The organism is Clostridium zeae (assembly GCF_017312485.1).
GTDB lineage: Bacteria > Bacillota > Clostridia > Clostridiales > Clostridiaceae > Clostridium_AR > Clostridium_AR zeae.
The window spans coordinates 1184222-1199621 of the sequence record NZ_BMBA01000002.1 but is presented as its reverse complement, the minus strand read 5'-3'; the positions used below and the strand labels follow the sequence as shown (position 1 = coordinate 1199621).

16 protein-coding genes and 1 other annotated feature (1 of these 17 only partly in view) are annotated in these 15400 nt (G+C 30.8%); of the genes, 10 read left to right on the top strand and 6 right to left on the bottom strand.

Going from position 1 to position 15400, the window contains the following annotated elements:
- Window positions 1–62: 62 nt before the first annotated feature.
- Window positions 63–1811 carry a glycoside hydrolase family 13 protein gene (locus tag J3477_RS14570; protein WP_206870668.1) on the bottom strand — a complete coding sequence of 583 codons (1749 nt, stop codon included), beginning with the start codon at window positions 1809–1811 and terminating at the stop codon, window positions 63–65.
- Window positions 1812–2313: 502 nt separating this feature from the next.
- Between J3477_RS14570 and J3477_RS14565 the strand changes: the two genes are divergently transcribed.
- The 3 genes from J3477_RS14565 to J3477_RS14555 all read left to right on the top strand — a co-directional run bounded on the left by J3477_RS14565 (window position 2314) and on the right by J3477_RS14555 (window position 5896).
- Window positions 2314–2991 carry a response regulator transcription factor gene (locus J3477_RS14565; RefSeq protein WP_206870667.1) on the top strand — a complete coding sequence of 226 codons (678 nt, stop codon included), beginning with the start codon at window positions 2314–2316 and terminating at the stop codon, window positions 2989–2991.
- Window positions 2988–4043: a sensor histidine kinase gene (locus tag J3477_RS14560; RefSeq protein ID WP_206870666.1), complete on the top strand. Its 1056-nt coding sequence runs from the start codon at window positions 2988–2990 to the stop codon at window positions 4041–4043. The genes J3477_RS14565 and J3477_RS14560 overlap by 4 nt, the downstream gene beginning before the upstream one ends.
- 473 nt (window positions 4044–4516) lie before the next feature.
- Window positions 4517–5896 carry an MATE family efflux transporter gene (locus J3477_RS14555; protein WP_206870665.1) on the top strand — a complete coding sequence of 460 codons (1380 nt, stop codon included), beginning with the start codon at window positions 4517–4519 and terminating at the stop codon, window positions 5894–5896.
- Between the two features lie 314 nt (window positions 5897–6210).
- Here the strand turns inward: J3477_RS14555 and J3477_RS14550 are convergent, their stop codons facing one another.
- Window positions 6211–6720 (bottom strand): methyl-accepting chemotaxis protein, encoded by a 510-nt coding sequence (locus J3477_RS14550; protein WP_206870664.1) that lies wholly within the window; start codon window positions 6718–6720, stop codon window positions 6211–6213.
- A gap of 16 nt (window positions 6721–6736) precedes the next feature.
- The gene (locus J3477_RS14545; protein WP_228731284.1) at window positions 6737–7150 is read right to left on the bottom strand and encodes a MarR family transcriptional regulator; all 414 of its coding nucleotides are present in this window, start codon (window positions 7148–7150) and stop codon (window positions 6737–6739) included.
- Window positions 7151–7415: 265 nt separating this feature from the next.
- On the opposite strand from J3477_RS14545, the gene J3477_RS14540 reads away from it, so the two are divergent.
- Window positions 7416–7724 (top strand): PTS sugar transporter subunit IIB, encoded by a 309-nt coding sequence (locus tag J3477_RS14540; protein WP_206870663.1) that lies wholly within the window; start codon window positions 7416–7418, stop codon window positions 7722–7724.
- Between the two features lie 117 nt (window positions 7725–7841).
- On the opposite strand, the gene J3477_RS14535 is transcribed toward J3477_RS14540, so the two are convergent.
- Entirely contained in the window at window positions 7842–8003 is a 162-nt protein-coding gene (locus J3477_RS14535; protein ID WP_206870662.1) for a hypothetical protein, read from the bottom strand.
- Between the two features lie 221 nt (window positions 8004–8224).
- On the opposite strand from J3477_RS14535, the gene J3477_RS14530 reads away from it, so the two are divergent.
- The 6 genes from J3477_RS14530 (at window position 8225) to J3477_RS14505 (ending at window position 13066) form a co-directional block, all read left to right on the top strand.
- On the top strand, window positions 8225–8758 hold the full coding sequence (locus tag J3477_RS14530; RefSeq protein WP_206870661.1) for a 4Fe-4S binding protein: 534 nt from the start codon (window positions 8225–8227) through the stop codon (window positions 8756–8758).
- Window positions 8759–9077: 319 nt separating this feature from the next.
- Window positions 9078–9740 (top strand): amino acid ABC transporter permease, encoded by a 663-nt coding sequence (locus tag J3477_RS14525; protein ID WP_206870660.1) that lies wholly within the window; start codon window positions 9078–9080, stop codon window positions 9738–9740.
- Window positions 9721–10404: an amino acid ABC transporter permease gene (locus tag J3477_RS14520; RefSeq protein ID WP_206870659.1), complete on the top strand. Its 684-nt coding sequence runs from the start codon at window positions 9721–9723 to the stop codon at window positions 10402–10404. Before J3477_RS14525 ends, J3477_RS14520 begins: the two co-directional genes overlap by 20 nt.
- A 28-nt stretch (window positions 10405–10432) precedes the next feature.
- On the top strand, window positions 10433–11179 hold the full coding sequence (locus J3477_RS14515; RefSeq protein WP_206870658.1) for an amino acid ABC transporter ATP-binding protein: 747 nt from the start codon (window positions 10433–10435) through the stop codon (window positions 11177–11179).
- Between the two features lie 42 nt (window positions 11180–11221).
- A complete protein-coding gene (locus J3477_RS14510; RefSeq protein WP_206870657.1) occupies window positions 11222–12076 on the top strand; it encodes a transporter substrate-binding domain-containing protein in 855 nt (284 codons plus the stop codon).
- Between the two features lie 210 nt (window positions 12077–12286).
- A complete protein-coding gene (locus tag J3477_RS14505; protein ID WP_206870656.1) occupies window positions 12287–13066 on the top strand; it encodes a class I SAM-dependent methyltransferase in 780 nt (259 codons plus the stop codon).
- An 89-nt stretch (window positions 13067–13155) separates the two neighbouring features.
- Here the strand turns inward: J3477_RS14505 and J3477_RS14500 are convergent, their stop codons facing one another.
- Both J3477_RS14500 and asnB read right to left on the bottom strand, forming a co-directional pair.
- Window positions 13156–13401: a DUF3243 domain-containing protein gene (locus J3477_RS14500; RefSeq protein WP_206870655.1), complete on the bottom strand. Its 246-nt coding sequence runs from the start codon at window positions 13399–13401 to the stop codon at window positions 13156–13158.
- Between the two features lie 202 nt (window positions 13402–13603).
- Window positions 13604–15193, bottom strand: a complete 1590-nt coding sequence (gene asnB, locus J3477_RS14495) for an asparagine synthase B (protein ID WP_206870654.1) — start codon at window positions 15191–15193, stop codon at window positions 13604–13606.
- A gap of 172 nt (window positions 15194–15365) precedes the next feature.
- Window positions 15366–15400: a binding site (T-box leader), on the bottom strand (it continues 229 nt past the right edge of the window).

The window sequence follows — 15400 nt, the reverse complement described above, 5'->3', positions numbered from 1 at the left end:
ATTTGAGTATACCTTTAACTATATAGAACCCTAGACATTTCTGTCTAGGGTTTAGTATTTTATTATTTGATAAGCACAAAACCTTCTGAATTTACAGTGATATTAGCTACATTAATATCTTTCCCATCCATTAAGTTTACAGCTGCAGTTTTTATTAAATTAGAAGATAGGTCATAGTTTTTCTCTGAATTAGATAGATTGATTATTAAATATAACTCTTCTTCATCTCTTACTTTTTTTATTATAACTTCTTCTTCTTCTACCATTATAAATTCAGTAGTTCCACTTAAAGCTTTATATTGTTTTCTTAATTTTATGATATGTTTTAGTTTTTCAAAAATCTCTGGTTTTTCTTTTTCCCATGGCATTGGTAATCTGCAATATGGGTCATTTTCTCCTGCAATTGCGTATTCGGAGCCATAGAAAATACAAGGTGATCCTGGTAGTGTATATAAAAGTACATAACAAATTTCTAATAAATTTTTATTTTCCTTTGCCAAAGTAAATATTCTTGGTGTATCATGGCTATCTAATAAGTTAAACATAGTCTTGTTTACATTATCACTGTATCTTAGCATCGCCTCCACATACATTCTTTGAAAATCAATAGCATTAATGCTTCTGCAGGCTGCCCATTCTAAAATTGGCTTTGTTTGTGGATAATTCGTAGTTGCATCAAATTGATCTCCCTGTAACCAAATATGAGAGTCAAACCAGGTTTCTCCTAATATATAAATATCTTTTCCACAAGCTTTTACAGCATGTCTAAATTTCCTCCAAAACTCATGGTCAACTTCATTAGCAGCGTCTAATCTCCATGCATCAATATCAAATTCTTCAATCCAATACTTAGATATCTTAAGTAAGTACTGAATTACTTCTTCATTTTCGGTATTTAACTTAGGCATATCTGTACTGAAGTTCCTATAATTTTCACCTATTAATTTACCTTCATTATCAGTTACAGGCCATTTTTGAATATAAAACCAATTATAGTATATTGATTTTTCTCCCTTTTCAATAACATCCTTAAATTGTTTAGAAGTAACTCCAATATGATTGAAAACAGCATCTAACATAATTCTTATATTTCTTGAGTGAGCTTCTTTAACTAAAGCCCTAAGTTCTTCTTTAGTTCCAAAGTGAGGATCAATTTCAAAATAATCTGTAGTATCATATTTATGGCTTGAAGGGGATTTAAATATAGGTGTTAAATATAATCCTGTAATCCCTAAATCCTTTAGATAATCCAATTTTTCGATTATACCTCTTAAATCTCCACCATAGAATTCATGAGTTCCTAATATCTTTTCTTCCCAATGATGCACATTTTCCGGATCATTACTCTTATCTCCATTACAAAATCTATCTGGAAAAATCTGATACCAAATAGTATCTTCTGCCCAGGAAGGCGATTTGAAGATATCTATGCTGTTAATATATGCAAAACTAAAATAACTATTTATATCGTTTTCAATGGATTTATCATCAACATCAAAAAATCCTCTCTCTATATACATTAGTCGATCTTGTCCTTTTATTAGTTCAAAGCCATACTTTAGGGTATAGTCTTTTGGATTAATATCTACTCTCCAATAAGTAAATAAATCTGTTTCGAATTCAATTTTTAAATTTACTTTTTCTTTTCTCCAAACCCATCTGCCGTCAACTTCTTCCCAGTAATCTCCATAGTGAAGCTTAACTTCATCAATATCTTTACTGGCTGTTCTAAGTCTAATGGCTAAAGTATTTTCATTAATTGCAAAGGCATAATTGCTTTTTGCTCTGTGGTATACTGCATGCTTGTTCATATTATAATCCCCTTTAAAACATAAAAATTTAAAAAAATGTTACTATAAGTAATCTCTACTTTAAATAAAGTAAAGATTTAAACTTTTTTACAATCAAGGCAAACGATTGCGCAATGATTAAGTAATTATATTATACTTTATAATTGAAAAATTTGGTATTAAATTTATTCTTAAAATTTCTTCTTTGAGTTTTGCAGTTGGTTTAGCAATTCTTTTGATACCTAATTCTGTTGCAATTATCTTTGGCTTAATTGTAGTGGAAATAACTTCGCCTCTTTTAGGACAATATTTGGGAATACAGAGAAATAAAGTTGTAGAAAATAGCAATAGGTTTCCTAATATTATTCTGCCTCGTCAATGTGAATTAGGTTATAGCTGTAACCTAAAAAGCCAGATTTTCGCGGGCATTTTATTTTATTATAAACAAAAAGATGAAAAACTAAATTAAGTTTATATTGTATTTAAATTCATGAGGTATACTTACAGTAGGACGGTGATAGATTTGAATAAAATTTTAGTTATAGATGATGATGGTTATATCAGAGAGCTTATATGCACAGTATTGAAAAATGAAGGATTTTCTGTATCTGAGGCAGTAAACGGAAGAGATGCATTACAAAAACTTGGCGAAGACAAGGTAGATCTTTGTGTACTTGATATTATGATGCCACAAATGGATGGCTATGAATTTTGTAAACAAGTACGTAGATATTATGAAGATATGCCAATTTTAATGCTTACTGCAAAAAGCGAACTTTCCCAAAAGGTAAAAGGGTTTGAACTTGGTGCAGATGATTATTTAACAAAACCCTTCGAGATTGATGAGTTACTTGTTAGAATAAAAGCACTTCTGAGACGGTATAAAGTAGCTACCTCACAGACCATTAGTATTGGAAGTTTAGTTATGGATAAAAGTAGTTATACTGTGATTAACAACGATGAAAAGTGTGATATACCAATGAAAGAATTTGAACTTTTGTTTATGCTTGGAAGTTATCTTGGCAAAACGCTTTCTCGTGATAGGCTCATAGAAGAGATTTGGGGTCTTGATTTTGATGGAAACGAGAGAACCCTTGACGTTCATATAAATCGACTTAGAGAGAGATTTCCTTGTGAGCTTTATAAGTTTAAGATTACTACTATTAGGGGACTTGGGTACAGATTGGAGGAAGAGAAGTGAGAGGAAACTGGTCTTTTATTTCGTTAATACTGATCTTTCTTACAACATTATTCGGTCTTATTAGTGGTCATTATATTTACATAGTTATTTTCGGTCAATCACAAAATATTCCTTCATATATAATGCTTATTGTTCAAAGTTTAACTTCTGCTTTGATATATTTTCTGATCTGGAGAGTATGGTACTATTTGCACAAACATTTCGCTAATAAACATAAAAGATTTGATCTTTCACATTTTCCTATATTAAGTGGAGCTATTGAAGCCATGAACAAGATGTCTTCTGGTGATTTCAATGTGCTTGTGAAAACAAATGAATTAGACCCTTTTAATGAGGTAGCAGATAAGGTGAACAGAATGGCAAAGGAGCTTGGATCTTTGGAAAAACTGCGTCAGGATTTTATATCAGACGTATCCCATGAAATACAGTCACCATTAACCTCTATCTCAGGGTTTGCTTCTCTTTTAAAAAAGGGAAACTTAAGTGAAGAAAAGGTAGCACACTATGCCAATATAATAGAAACCGAAAGCAAACGATTATCAAAACTAAGCGAAAATCTATTAAGATTATCTAGATTGGAATCAGATGATAATAATTTAAACTTAAAAAAGTATCAAATTAACAAGCAAATTGAAAGTATCCTACTCATGCTAGAACCACAGTGGTCGGCGAAAAATATAACACTTGATGTTTCTCTTGAGGAAATCACAATATGGGGAGATGAGGATTTATTAAGTCAGGTATTTATAAACTTGCTTAATAATGCTATTAAATTCACACCAGAGAACGGAAATATAGGTGTTAAATTATCAAGTGATGAAAACGGAATTGAATGTAGGATTTCTGATACAGGTATAGGTATTTCACCACAAGACCAGCTGCGAGTTTTTGAACGGTTTTATAAAGTAGATAAATCACGTGACCGTTCTTTAGGTGGCAACGGACTTGGACTTTCAATAGTAAAGAAAATTATTGATTTGCATGAGGGAAAGATATCTCTTGTAAGTGAAATTGGAAAAGGCACAGAATTCACTATTTTGTTACCTAAATAGAAGCTATAGGTTTCTTCTATAAAATATAATTTGTACTTGAATCGTATAACTATTAATTCTAGTATGTATAAATTAATAATTGAAGTTTGAACCTTATAACATGTTTAAAACCACATTCTGAATTAGCAGAAGGTGGTTTTACTTTTTACTGTTAAGAGAAGTATAAAATTTTTTGCTAGCTAAACCTAGTAATTTCAAGAGCTTAAAACAGCTATTTAGGGTAAACAGTAAAAAATAAAATTTATGTCGCCTGTAAGTTTCCTCATATACATTCGGAAAGGCAGATGCGCAAAAAAACTCACTGAAGAAGGTCGCTTCAGTGAGTTTTTTATTTACATTCCGTTTAAATTCTATTTAAGTTCAGTTTAAATTGAGGCCATATACTATGTTTGTAGAAGTCACACAGGGTTTAAAAACAATATTACTTAGTAAGGGCGGATTTTTTTACTCGCAAAATGAAAGGAGTTTTTTATATGGAAAACATAGAAAATATGGATCAAAAATCACTGTACTATCTGGAAAAGGCACCTGTTACAAAAGCAATAATACACATGGTTATTCCTATGATGCTAAGTAGTATAGCGTCAGTTGTCTATAATATCATCGATGCTTTTTTTGTAGGTAAGCTTAATAATACTGCGATGATGGCGTCTGTAATGCTGGCATTGCCGTTTACATTAGTATTAATGGCACTTGGACAAATGTTTGGAGTAGGTTCGGGAACATATATATCAAGACTTTTAGGTGAGGGCAACATAGAGAGTAGCAAAAAAGTTAGTTCTATTAACTTTTGGTCATCAATGTTTATGGGTATGATTTTTATGCTCATATGTCTGCCTTTATTATCATATATTTTGCCGTTCTTAGGAGCTAGTGGTGAAACACTACAATATACAAGAAATTTTGTAATGATACTTGTTATTGGAGCTCCAATCAGTATTACTAATATGGCACTTGAATCATCTGTACGTGCGGAGGGAGCATCAACTGTCTCTATGACGGGTACTATAGCAGGTATTGTAGTTAATATAATACTTAACCCATTTTTCATTTTTGTTCTTAATATGAATGTTATGGGATCAGCACTAGCCTCACTTTGCGGTAATATAGTTTCAGCTTTATATTTTATATATTATCTGCAAAAGAAGAGTACTGTTCAGAATTTATCGCTTAAGTATTTTAAGCCAAGTAAAGAGATTTATAGTAATATCTTTAAGGTTGGAGTTTCAGCTTTATTACTTAGTGGATTTTTCGTCATTATAAGTCTGCTTTTCAATAATTACTCCATGATTTATGGAGATACTGTTGTGGCTGGATTTGGAATTGCACAAAGAGTTGTTCAAATTGTTGATTGTATTGGTATGGGCTTCGCAATGGGAGTTGTACCACTAATTGCCTTTGCTTACTCAGCAAATAATCAAAACCGTCTCATGGAAATTATTAAAAAAACCATATTGTATATGCTGGTTTTAACATTAACTTTAGGAGCAGTCCTATTTGCACTCAGGTTACAGATCATTGGCTTCTTCAGTGTTGATCCTAAGGTTATCGCCATTGGTCAAATAACTCTAATAGCTCAACTATCCTCAACTGTCTTTGCTGCCCTATGTGAGTTTTTCACTGGAATCTTCCAAGCACAAGGAGCTGGTGTTCAATCAAATGTTATGGCTGCTGTGAGAGGTGTTTTATTTGTCCCTATTTTAATTGTAGGAAACATGCTATTTGCTGTTAATGGTGTTATTTGGACTATGACAGCTACAGAAGGAATCTCATGTTTGATAGGAATTGCTCTATGGCTAGGGGTTAGACAGAAGGGATTAACAGAAATGTCTACAAGTGAACAAGCAAGTTAAGACATGAAAACGTAGTGTCATAATAGTAACCTTAAATAATTTTTAAATTTATTGATGTTTTTCAAAGGATACACTTAGACTTCACCATATAAAGCCCTAGACATATCACTGTCTAGGGCTTTTTTAGTGTAATTTGTTAAAGTGTAAAATTTTTAAATTATCCAAATATAAACAGTTTAAAGCTTTTAGAGGCCTCTTATGGCTATAAAGTAAAAATAAAACCTATTCATCTCTAAGTTCATCCATATACATTATCCAAGACAGATGCATTAAAAAGCTTGCTGAAGAAAATTACTTCAGTGAATCTTTATTAATTAAAATAATTGCTTAAACTCCTGAAATTTAGTGAGTACATTATCCAAGTCACTACTTACCTTAGAAAAGTTGCTTCTAGCTTGATGTATATTATTTGACCTATTCTTCAATTTTTCTAGTTCATTATTTGCTTCTGCGGTCAAAGAATATATCTTATTTAATGTATCGTTCATGCTTAAAACCAAGTCTTTTGTACTTACGGAAAGTTTTTTTACTTCATCTGCAACTATTGAAAAGCCTTTACCAGCTTCACCAGCTCTTGCTGCCTCTATAGATGCATTAAGCGCTAGTAAATTAGTTCTAGATGCCACATCGTTTATTTGAGATGAGATATTTTGTATAAATTTTGTATGGGTTAAAAGCTCTTCAAAAGATGAAACGAAACTATTTACTTCATCTCCTCTATTAGCTACTCCTTCTGAATAATCTATATTTTCCTTCATTGATTTTAGTAAATCAGATAGATCATGAATATATTCTTTCGCCTTTACATTACTATTATCAGCCATAGTGTTATTCTCCTCCTTAAAGTTTGTTTATTAAATCATCTAAAAAATTGTTAATAATGGCTAGACCGTCTTTATCGTACTGATTTAATATTTTTACAAATTTATCATGCTCATTTTCATGAAGTATTTCATGGATTTTAAAAACTTCTTTTCCTAGTGTTGTTAGAGAATAATAAATATCTTTTTTATTATTCTCTAGGCGGTTTCCTTTTATCAAATCTTTTTTTAACAGCTTATTGGTGATTTTGGATATAGCACCTTTCGTCATGTTTAAATTATTTGCTATAAAGGTTGCGTTAGGCAATTGATTCTTTACAATAATATCAATTACGTGAATTTCTGAAAGCATTAAATCCATATCATAGAGGTTTTTATAATCATATTTAATTAATAAATTTTTTATTTCAACTTCATGACTATTAGGCGTCACTTTTCCGATACTTAGATGAGCTACGCAGAGAATTGATATGATTTTCTACAATGAAATACCTAAAACTGTATAAACTCACTGCGTTCGAACACATACAGTTTTTTAACGCTATTTCATCTCCGAAAATCATTTAATTCTAATTGCTTGCTCATATGTATCTCCATAGTGCCACCTCAATTTCAACAGTAACATTAAACATAGCCACAAAGAAACATGTAAATAGTTATAGCAAAATATGAAAGAAATCTATTATGAGGTGATTTTAATGAAAATATTATTAGTTTGTTCAGCAGGAATGTCAACAAGTTTACTAGTTACAAAGATGGAGAAAGCAGCTAAAGAACAAGGTATAGAAGCAACTATTTGGGCAGTATCAACTGATGCAGCAGATTCAAATATGGCAAAGGCAGATGTGGTATTAATAGGACCACAAATTCGTTTTCAACTTAAGGAAATGAAGAAAAAGGGAGAGAAATATAATATTCAAGTAGAAGCTATTCCTTCTATGGATTATGGTATGTGCAATGGTCCAAGCGTTTTAAAGTTTGCAATTGATTTAATAAACCAAAAGTAAAGTATTTGTTTTAAACTCAAGCATTAATTAAATAAACTTGTCTTACGATAAGAGGATAAAAAAAACAAGTGACGATATTAATAAATATCACCACTTGTTTATTTGGTTTAACGCAAATTATTGTCCGTCCTCTCCTCCAGGGCCATCGCGTCTTGGACGTGAGGATTCTGGAAGTGGTTCAACACTCTTAAAACTGCTAGAGGCAGAATTGTTCTTTTTCTTAGAATTTGAGTGTTTAGTCTCTAGGTTTACATTGGAATTATCAGTTTTATTAGCCATTTCATATTCACCGCCTTCTAAATTATTTTGTACATATAATGAGTTTTTATGTCACCTTTTTTCTTTGCAGAAGCTGGCAGTTTAAAACAAATTTTATAAAAGTGGTACTACATATAGAACGATAGAATATATTAATAAAAATAACAGGCTACTAGCTACGATATATCAAGGTTAGTAGTATTTAAAATTATAATCAATATACAAGGAGGAGGTGTTAGCAATTGGATGAAGAAGTAAAACAATTAAATAAGCTAAGAAATAATAGTAGAGATAAAAAGTGGATAAAATCTCAGCAGAATTGGACATGGATTATAACTATAAGTTGGATGCTGATAGCCAACTTATGGCCTCCTTTCGGTCTTTATGGCTTTGTTTGTATGCTTACTCCAATAATAATAGCTTTATCTGGAAGAGGTAAGATGAGTTGTGCACGAATTTGTCCAAGAGGTTCTTTTATAGGAAAGTTTACAAAAGCCTTTTCAGGAAATAGAGTTATGCCATCATGGATGCATTCTAAAAGGTTTAAATTTATACTTTGGGCAATTATGATGGGAACTTTTATTGGATTGATGTTTTGGGCTGTACCTAAGGGGGTGTATACATTAGGTAAAACAATACTTTATTTTATGGAAGCAGCCACATTGATTGCATTTATAACAGGAATAATTTTTAAGCCTAGAAGTTGGTGTATAATATGCCCAATGGGATTTAGTGCAGGTAATATTCGTGACATTATAATCAAAAAAAATCGCTGAAGAAGTTGCTTCAGTGATTTTTTTATTAAAAAGATAATTTAATGGTTGATTATTTAATATAATAATAATTTTAAAGTTAAAAAACTTTTCTTTATGCATTATTTATTGAGTATAATTAATAAATTTACAAATTATGATTGACATGGAATTTGTTTTTAACTATAATTTAAAACATAGTAAACCTATAAAATTTGTATGAAAAAGTAAGAGGGGTTAAAGTTAATTAGATAAGTGTATAAAAATAAAAAAGATTATTTTTTTAATTAATTAAAATCCATAAAAGACAAACGACAATTTAATATATTATTTAGGAGGTCTTATGGAGATAAATAATATCTATGATTTAATTGGAATTTTTGGAAAAGCATCATTAGTGACAATAGAGGTAGCTCTTTTATCTATATTTATTGCTTTTATTATAGGTTTAATCTGTAGCATTACTCTGTTCTATAAAATTCCTTTTTTAAAAGCGATTATATATATTTATGTTGAGTTTTTTAGAAATACCCCTTCGCTTATACAAGCCTATTTTATTTTTTATGGACTACCTAAAATATTTGTAAAGCTTGATAGCTTTTTGTGTTCTGTAATAGTCCTATCCTTATTAGGTGGGGCATACATGTGTGAGGCTATTTATTCTGGAACAAAAGCAATTTCCAAAAATCAAAGAGAACTTGCAATGGCAATAGGGTTATCTAAATTTGATACTATAAGGTATCTTATTTTACCACAATCCATTTCTATTTCTATTGCAGCAATAAGCAACAATGCAATATTCCTTACTAAAGAGGTTTCAGCCATGAAGATAATTTTGTTGCCGGAAATAGTATATCAAGCTTTTAGTATTATAAGTTTACGTCCTGATTTGATGCTGCCCGTAGCTGTAATAATGATAGTTTCTTATTTGCTTATTTTAATACCAATGTCTTACGTATTTTCTAGACTAGAAAGGAAGGTGCGCTTTGCAGAATTTGGGTATTGATTATATAGTAAAAGCATTTCCTAGGATAATGGATGGATTTGTAATAACTATAAAAATTTCTATTATAGCATTGTTATTATCCATATTTTTTGGATTTATAATTGGTGTAATTATGACTACTAAAAATAAATTAATTAATTTTGTTTTAAGGATATTTTTAGAGGCATTTAGATTGATTCATCCGGTAATTTGGTTATTTATATTCTTTTTTGGTGTAGCCTACGCATTTAACATACAAACTGATAATTTAGTTGTATCAATTGTAGTTTTCACATTGTGGGGAACATTTGAAATAGGAGATTTAGTAAGAAGTTATATAAAAAGTTTGCCTAAAAGTCAGTTTGAAGCTAGTGCTGCTATAGGCCTTACAAAAGTTCAAATGTATATATATGTACTTTTACCTCAAATTATAATACGGATTACACCATCAATAGTAAATTTAGCTACTCGTCTTATAAAAACTACAACATTGGTTTTTTTAATAGGTGTACCAGAGGTATTAAAAGTTTCACAGAGTATTATTCAAGTTGTATATAATAGTAATCCAACTAGCAATATATCATTTACAATGTATCTCTTTCTACTAATTATATACTTTATTATTTGTTATCCATTATCGTTATTTTCAAAATATTTAGAAAGAAAAGTTTTAGCGGTGTCGTAAAGAATTTTAATATTTGGAGTGGGAAGATATGCTATTAAAAGTGGAAAATCTTAAAAAGTCGTTTAAAGGAAATGTTGTACTTAATAATATTAGTTATGAAGTTAAAAAAGGTGAAGTAATTGCCATATTAGGTCGTTCAGGTTGTGGAAAATCAACGCTATTAAGATGCATCAATGGACTTGAGCAAATTGATGATGGACAAATATATTTAAATGATACATTAGTAACTGAGCCTAAAGCTAAAGATAAACACTGGAGAGAAGTAAGGAAAAAAGTAGGAATGGTATTTCAGAGCTATGACCTTTTTCCACATATGAATGTTTTAAATAATATTATATTAGGGCCTATGAAAGTGGAAAAGAGAACAAAAGAAGATGCTACTAAAGAAGCTTTGAAGCATTTAGAAAGAGTAGGGTTGTTAGACAAAAAACTCGCTTATCCTAGAGAACTATCCGGTGGGCAAAAGCAAAGAGTAGCTATTTGTAGGGCACTTTCTATGAATCCTGAAATAATACTGTTTGATGAAGTTACGGCTGCTCTAGATCCAGAGATGGTTAGGGAAGTTCTAGATGTTATTAAGGGGCTAAGAGATCAAGGGCTTACTATGATTGTTGTTACGCATGAAATGGACTTTGCAGAGAAAGTTGCTGATAAGATAATATTTATGGAACAAGGAAATATTGTAGAAGTAAGTACACCAGATAAATTTTTCAGTTCACCAGGTACAATTGAGGCAAGAAAATTTTTAAATTTATCTGATAATTATGTTATTTAATTAAATAAATAATAAATTTTATATTTTAAGGAGTGGGGAAAAGTGAAAAAGATTATAACAGCAGTAAGCATAGCATTGTTAGTTGTACTAACAGGCTGTTCTTCGAACACAGGGGGCAAAGCATCAACTGCAAAAGCAGGTTCATTAGATGCAATTAAAAAAGAAGGAAAAATAAAAATAGGAATATTTTCAGATGACGCACCTTTCTGTTATCAAGATGCAGATGGAAGCTTTAAAGGCTACGATGTAGAATTAGGAAAAAGAGTTGCTAAGGAATTACTTGGTGATGAGAGTAAAATTACATGGGTAGTAATGAATCCTGCTGATAGAATTTCATATCTACAAACAGATAAAGTTGATTTAATGCTTGCAGATTTTACAGTTACAGATGAAAGAGCTAAGAGTGTGGACTTTACATTGCCATATGAAAAAGTATCAATAGGTGTTGTATCTAGTGAAAAGACACCTATAACTTCTGTAGATCAATTAAAAGGTAAAGACGTAGCTGTCAATACAGGAACTACAGCTGATGCATACTTCACTAAAAATGTGCCAGATGCAAAACTTACTAAGATAGATGCAATTACTGATGGTTATCAAGCTCTAATATCTGGTAGAGCAGTTGCTTTTGCTCAAGATAATACTTTACTACTTTCATGGGCTAAAAAGAATCCAGGGTATGTGGTTGGTATAAAAGAACTAGGTAATAAAGATTATATAGCTGGTGCAGTTAAAAAAGGAAATAATGAGTTATTAGATTATGTAAATGGTTTGATTAAGGGTAAGTTAAATGATGAGAAATTCTTCCACAAAGCTTATGAAAGTACATTGAAATCAAGCTTCCCAGATGATTTTACTGCTGATCAAATTGTAATTGAAGGTGGAAAGACTAAATAGAACTATATATTAAAATATAAAAATTTAAGTAGAGTAAACAACTCCTCTCTGGTAGATATGATTGATTCATTTCTATTGGTGAGGAGTTTTTTATAAATTTTAAGCATTAGTTAATCAAAATTTATATTTTAAGTGTAATATATAGTATAATATTTGTTGAAATATATATGCTTAATAAATTTTAATATAATGGATGAGGAATATAAAGATATGACTAAGGAATTAGAGAAACACTACAATAAATTTTGTGAAGATAAAAGACTAACGAGGAGACATGGGCAAGTTGAATATATAACTTCCATGAAATATATTCATAAGTGTTTGGAAAATAAGCCTAATGCAAAAATTTTAGATGTTGGAGCAGGAACTGGTAGATATTCTGTGGAACTTGCCAATGAGGGCTATGATGTTACTGCAGTTGAACTTGTGAAGCATAATCTAGGTGTTTTAAAGTCAAAGGGGAGTACAGTAAAAGCATATCAGGGAACAGCATTAGATTTATCAAGGTTTTCAGAAAATACTTTTGACATGACTTTGGTATTTGGACCGATGTATCACTTATATAAATTTGAAGATAAAGTAAAGGCTTTACAAGAGGCAAAAAGGGTGACAAAGGTTGGAGGAGTCATTTTAGTAGCTTACTGCATGAATGAATATAGTGTAATAACATATGGATTTAAGGAAAATAATATTCGAACAAGTATTGAAAATGGTAAGCTTAGCGAAGATTTTCATGTTTTATCAGAGCCTGAAGATTTATATGATTATGTAAGAATAGATGATATAAATAAGTTTAATGAGGAAGCTGGACTACAGAGGGTGAAATTAATTGCAGCTGATGGACCGGCTAATTATATGAGACCTACTTTGAATGCTATGGACGAAGAAACCTTTGGAATTTTTATTAAATATCATCTTACTACCTGTGAAAGACATGATTTATTGGGAGCAAGCGCACATACTTTAGATATTTTAATAAAAGAAGAATAAAGTTCAATAAGATCAATAAACTGTAAAGTGCATAATAAAACCGTAATATATTTCTATTACGGTTTTATTAATAAGCTCTATTAACAAAACTATTTTGAAGTTATTCTTACAACTAATTTAGCAAGAACATTTTTATCATTGATATCTGAGACATCCCACATTTCTTTAAGTAATCTTTCTTCTGGATTTCTAGGGTCAATATTATTAGCTAAAAATGTACCTACTTTTTCAGCAACATTAGTTATTGTATTATCAGACATACCAACATTTTCACCTAATTCAATGGCATTGCCTAAAGTGCTTTTCCATTCAGTCCAATCATTTAAGATTGCCATGTTATCACTCCTAACTTTTTATATGTATCTTTCCATAATATTTTAATTATATGTATATATCATATTAGAATTTATCCAAATAAAGATTTGTATAATGGATTCAAGGTGCTTATTAGAAGGGTTGAGGTTAAAAGAAGACTAAAAAGATTAGAAAAAATAACCGCCTGAAGATATTCTACAGACGGTTATTAGGAGTTGTGAATTATTTGCCGCTATCACCATAGTTTGATAATACTCTAGCGCTAGGATCGTTAACAGCACAACCTTCCCACTCTTTGTTTGGCATCCAGAAATCTTCAACCATTTCTGCTTGGCCAGGATAATATTTTTCAAACATTTCTCTGTATAATAATGATTCTTTTGTGAATGGTTTAGCGTGATATCTATATTTTTCACATAGTTTTTCAAATTCTTTATCAGTATAATACGCTTCTGCATATTCTTTTAAATAGTCTACCATTGAATGTCCTACAGCATCACTAAAAGCTGCTTTTTCACGATATAGGATACTGTTTGGAAGATAATCGCCTTCAAAGGCATGTCTCAAAAGGTATTTACCCATGTTGTATTTGTTTAATTTCTTTTCAGGATCAATAGCCATAACATATTTCACAAAGTCTAAATCACCAAAAGGTACTCTTGCTTCTAAAGAGTTTGAAGCAATACAACGGTCTGCACGAAGAACGTCATACATAAATAATTCTCTAATTCTCTTTTGAGATTCTTTTTGGAATTCTTCTGCATTTGGAGCAAAATCAGTGTATTTATATCCAAATAATTCATCAGAAATTTCACCAGTTAAAAGTACTCTTACGTCAGAAATTTCATGTATTTTTTTACAAATAAGATACATTCCAATACTTGCTCTTATTGTAGTAATATCGTAAGTTCCAAGAAGTTTAATAACATACTCAAAAGAGTCAAGAACTTCTTCTTTTGTCATATAAACAACAGTATGATCGCTATGAATATAATCTGCAACTTCTTGAGCATATTTTAAATCTATAGCATCTTCATTCATACCTATAGCAAAGGTTCTAATTGGTTTGTCTGGATACATTTTTTGCGCAATTGAACATACCAATGAGCTATCTAAACCACCACTTAATAAGAAGCCTACAGGAGCATCAGCATCCATACGTTTTTCTATACCAGCTACCAATTTGTCATGGATGTTACTGCAAATAACTTCTAAATCATCCTTGCAGTAGTCATCTTCTACTTCTGCGATATCACAGTAGCATGTAAACTTTCCATCAGCATAATAATGTCCTGGTGGAAAGGGCATTATTTTGTGTGTAAGACCAACTAAGTTTTTTGCTTCACTTGCAAACATTATTTTACCTGACTCAGAGTATCCGTAGAATAAAGGTCTAATTCCAATAGGATCTCTAGCTGCGATGAAAGTATTTTTTTCTCCATCGTATATAACAGCTGCAAATTCTGCATCTAACATCGAAAACATATCTAGTCCATACTCCAAATACATTGGAAGTAATATTTCACAATCACTATCAGAGATAAACTTATGCCCCTTAGATATTAAATCCTCTTTTAGCTTACGGAAGCCATAAATTTCACCATTGCAGATAGATGCATCTGTTTTTCTTGTGAATGGCTGCATTCCGCTGAAGCTTAAATCCATGATAGCAAGTCTTTGAAAACCTAAGATACCAGATGGTAGAGTAAGGATTTCAGTCATATCTGGTCCTCTAAGCTCAGTTCTTTGTAATGCCTCTGCAAATTTTTCATGTTTCATGTCCGTACCTGTATAACACATAATTGTACACATATTAATAGTCCTCCCCAATTAGATATTAAAATCGTTCATGCGATTTTGATTATAATAAAATATAATTATTTTTAGATTTATTATTTAGTTTTAAATTTGTTATGGATACTTATCCAGAGATTTAATTGAATTATAATTTTTTAAAGAATAAAAAAAGCCCTTCATCCTATATAAATAGGACGAAAGACTTATACTTCCGCGGTACCA

What these genes read in the sequence shown, in the direction of transcription:
- J3477_RS14570 (WP_206870668.1), bottom strand. Translation starts at nt 1,811, where the DNA reads ATGAACAAGCATGCAGTATACCACAGAGCAAAAAGCAATTATGCCTTT.
- J3477_RS14555 (WP_206870665.1), top strand. Translation starts at nt 4,517, where the DNA reads ATGGAAAACATAGAAAATATGGATCAAAAATCACTGTACTATCTGGAA.
- J3477_RS14550 (WP_206870664.1), bottom strand. Translation starts at nt 6,720, where the DNA reads ATGGCTGATAATAGTAATGTAAAGGCGAAAGAATATATTCATGATCTA.
- J3477_RS14540 (WP_206870663.1), top strand. Translation starts at nt 7,416, where the DNA reads ATGAAAATATTATTAGTTTGTTCAGCAGGAATGTCAACAAGTTTACTA.
- J3477_RS14535 (WP_206870662.1), bottom strand. Translation starts at nt 8,003, where the DNA reads ATGGCTAATAAAACTGATAATTCCAATGTAAACCTAGAGACTAAACAC.
- J3477_RS14525 (WP_206870660.1), top strand. Translation starts at nt 9,078, where the DNA reads ATGGAGATAAATAATATCTATGATTTAATTGGAATTTTTGGAAAAGCA.
- J3477_RS14515 (WP_206870658.1), top strand. Translation starts at nt 10,433, where the DNA reads ATGCTATTAAAAGTGGAAAATCTTAAAAAGTCGTTTAAAGGAAATGTT.
- J3477_RS14505 (WP_206870656.1), top strand. Translation starts at nt 12,287, where the DNA reads ATGACTAAGGAATTAGAGAAACACTACAATAAATTTTGTGAAGATAAA.
- J3477_RS14500 (WP_206870655.1), bottom strand. Translation starts at nt 13,401, where the DNA reads ATGGCAATCTTAAATGATTGGACTGAATGGAAAAGCACTTTAGGCAAT.
- asnB (WP_206870654.1), bottom strand. Translation starts at nt 15,193, where the DNA reads ATGTGTACAATTATGTGTTATACAGGTACGGACATGAAACATGAAAAA.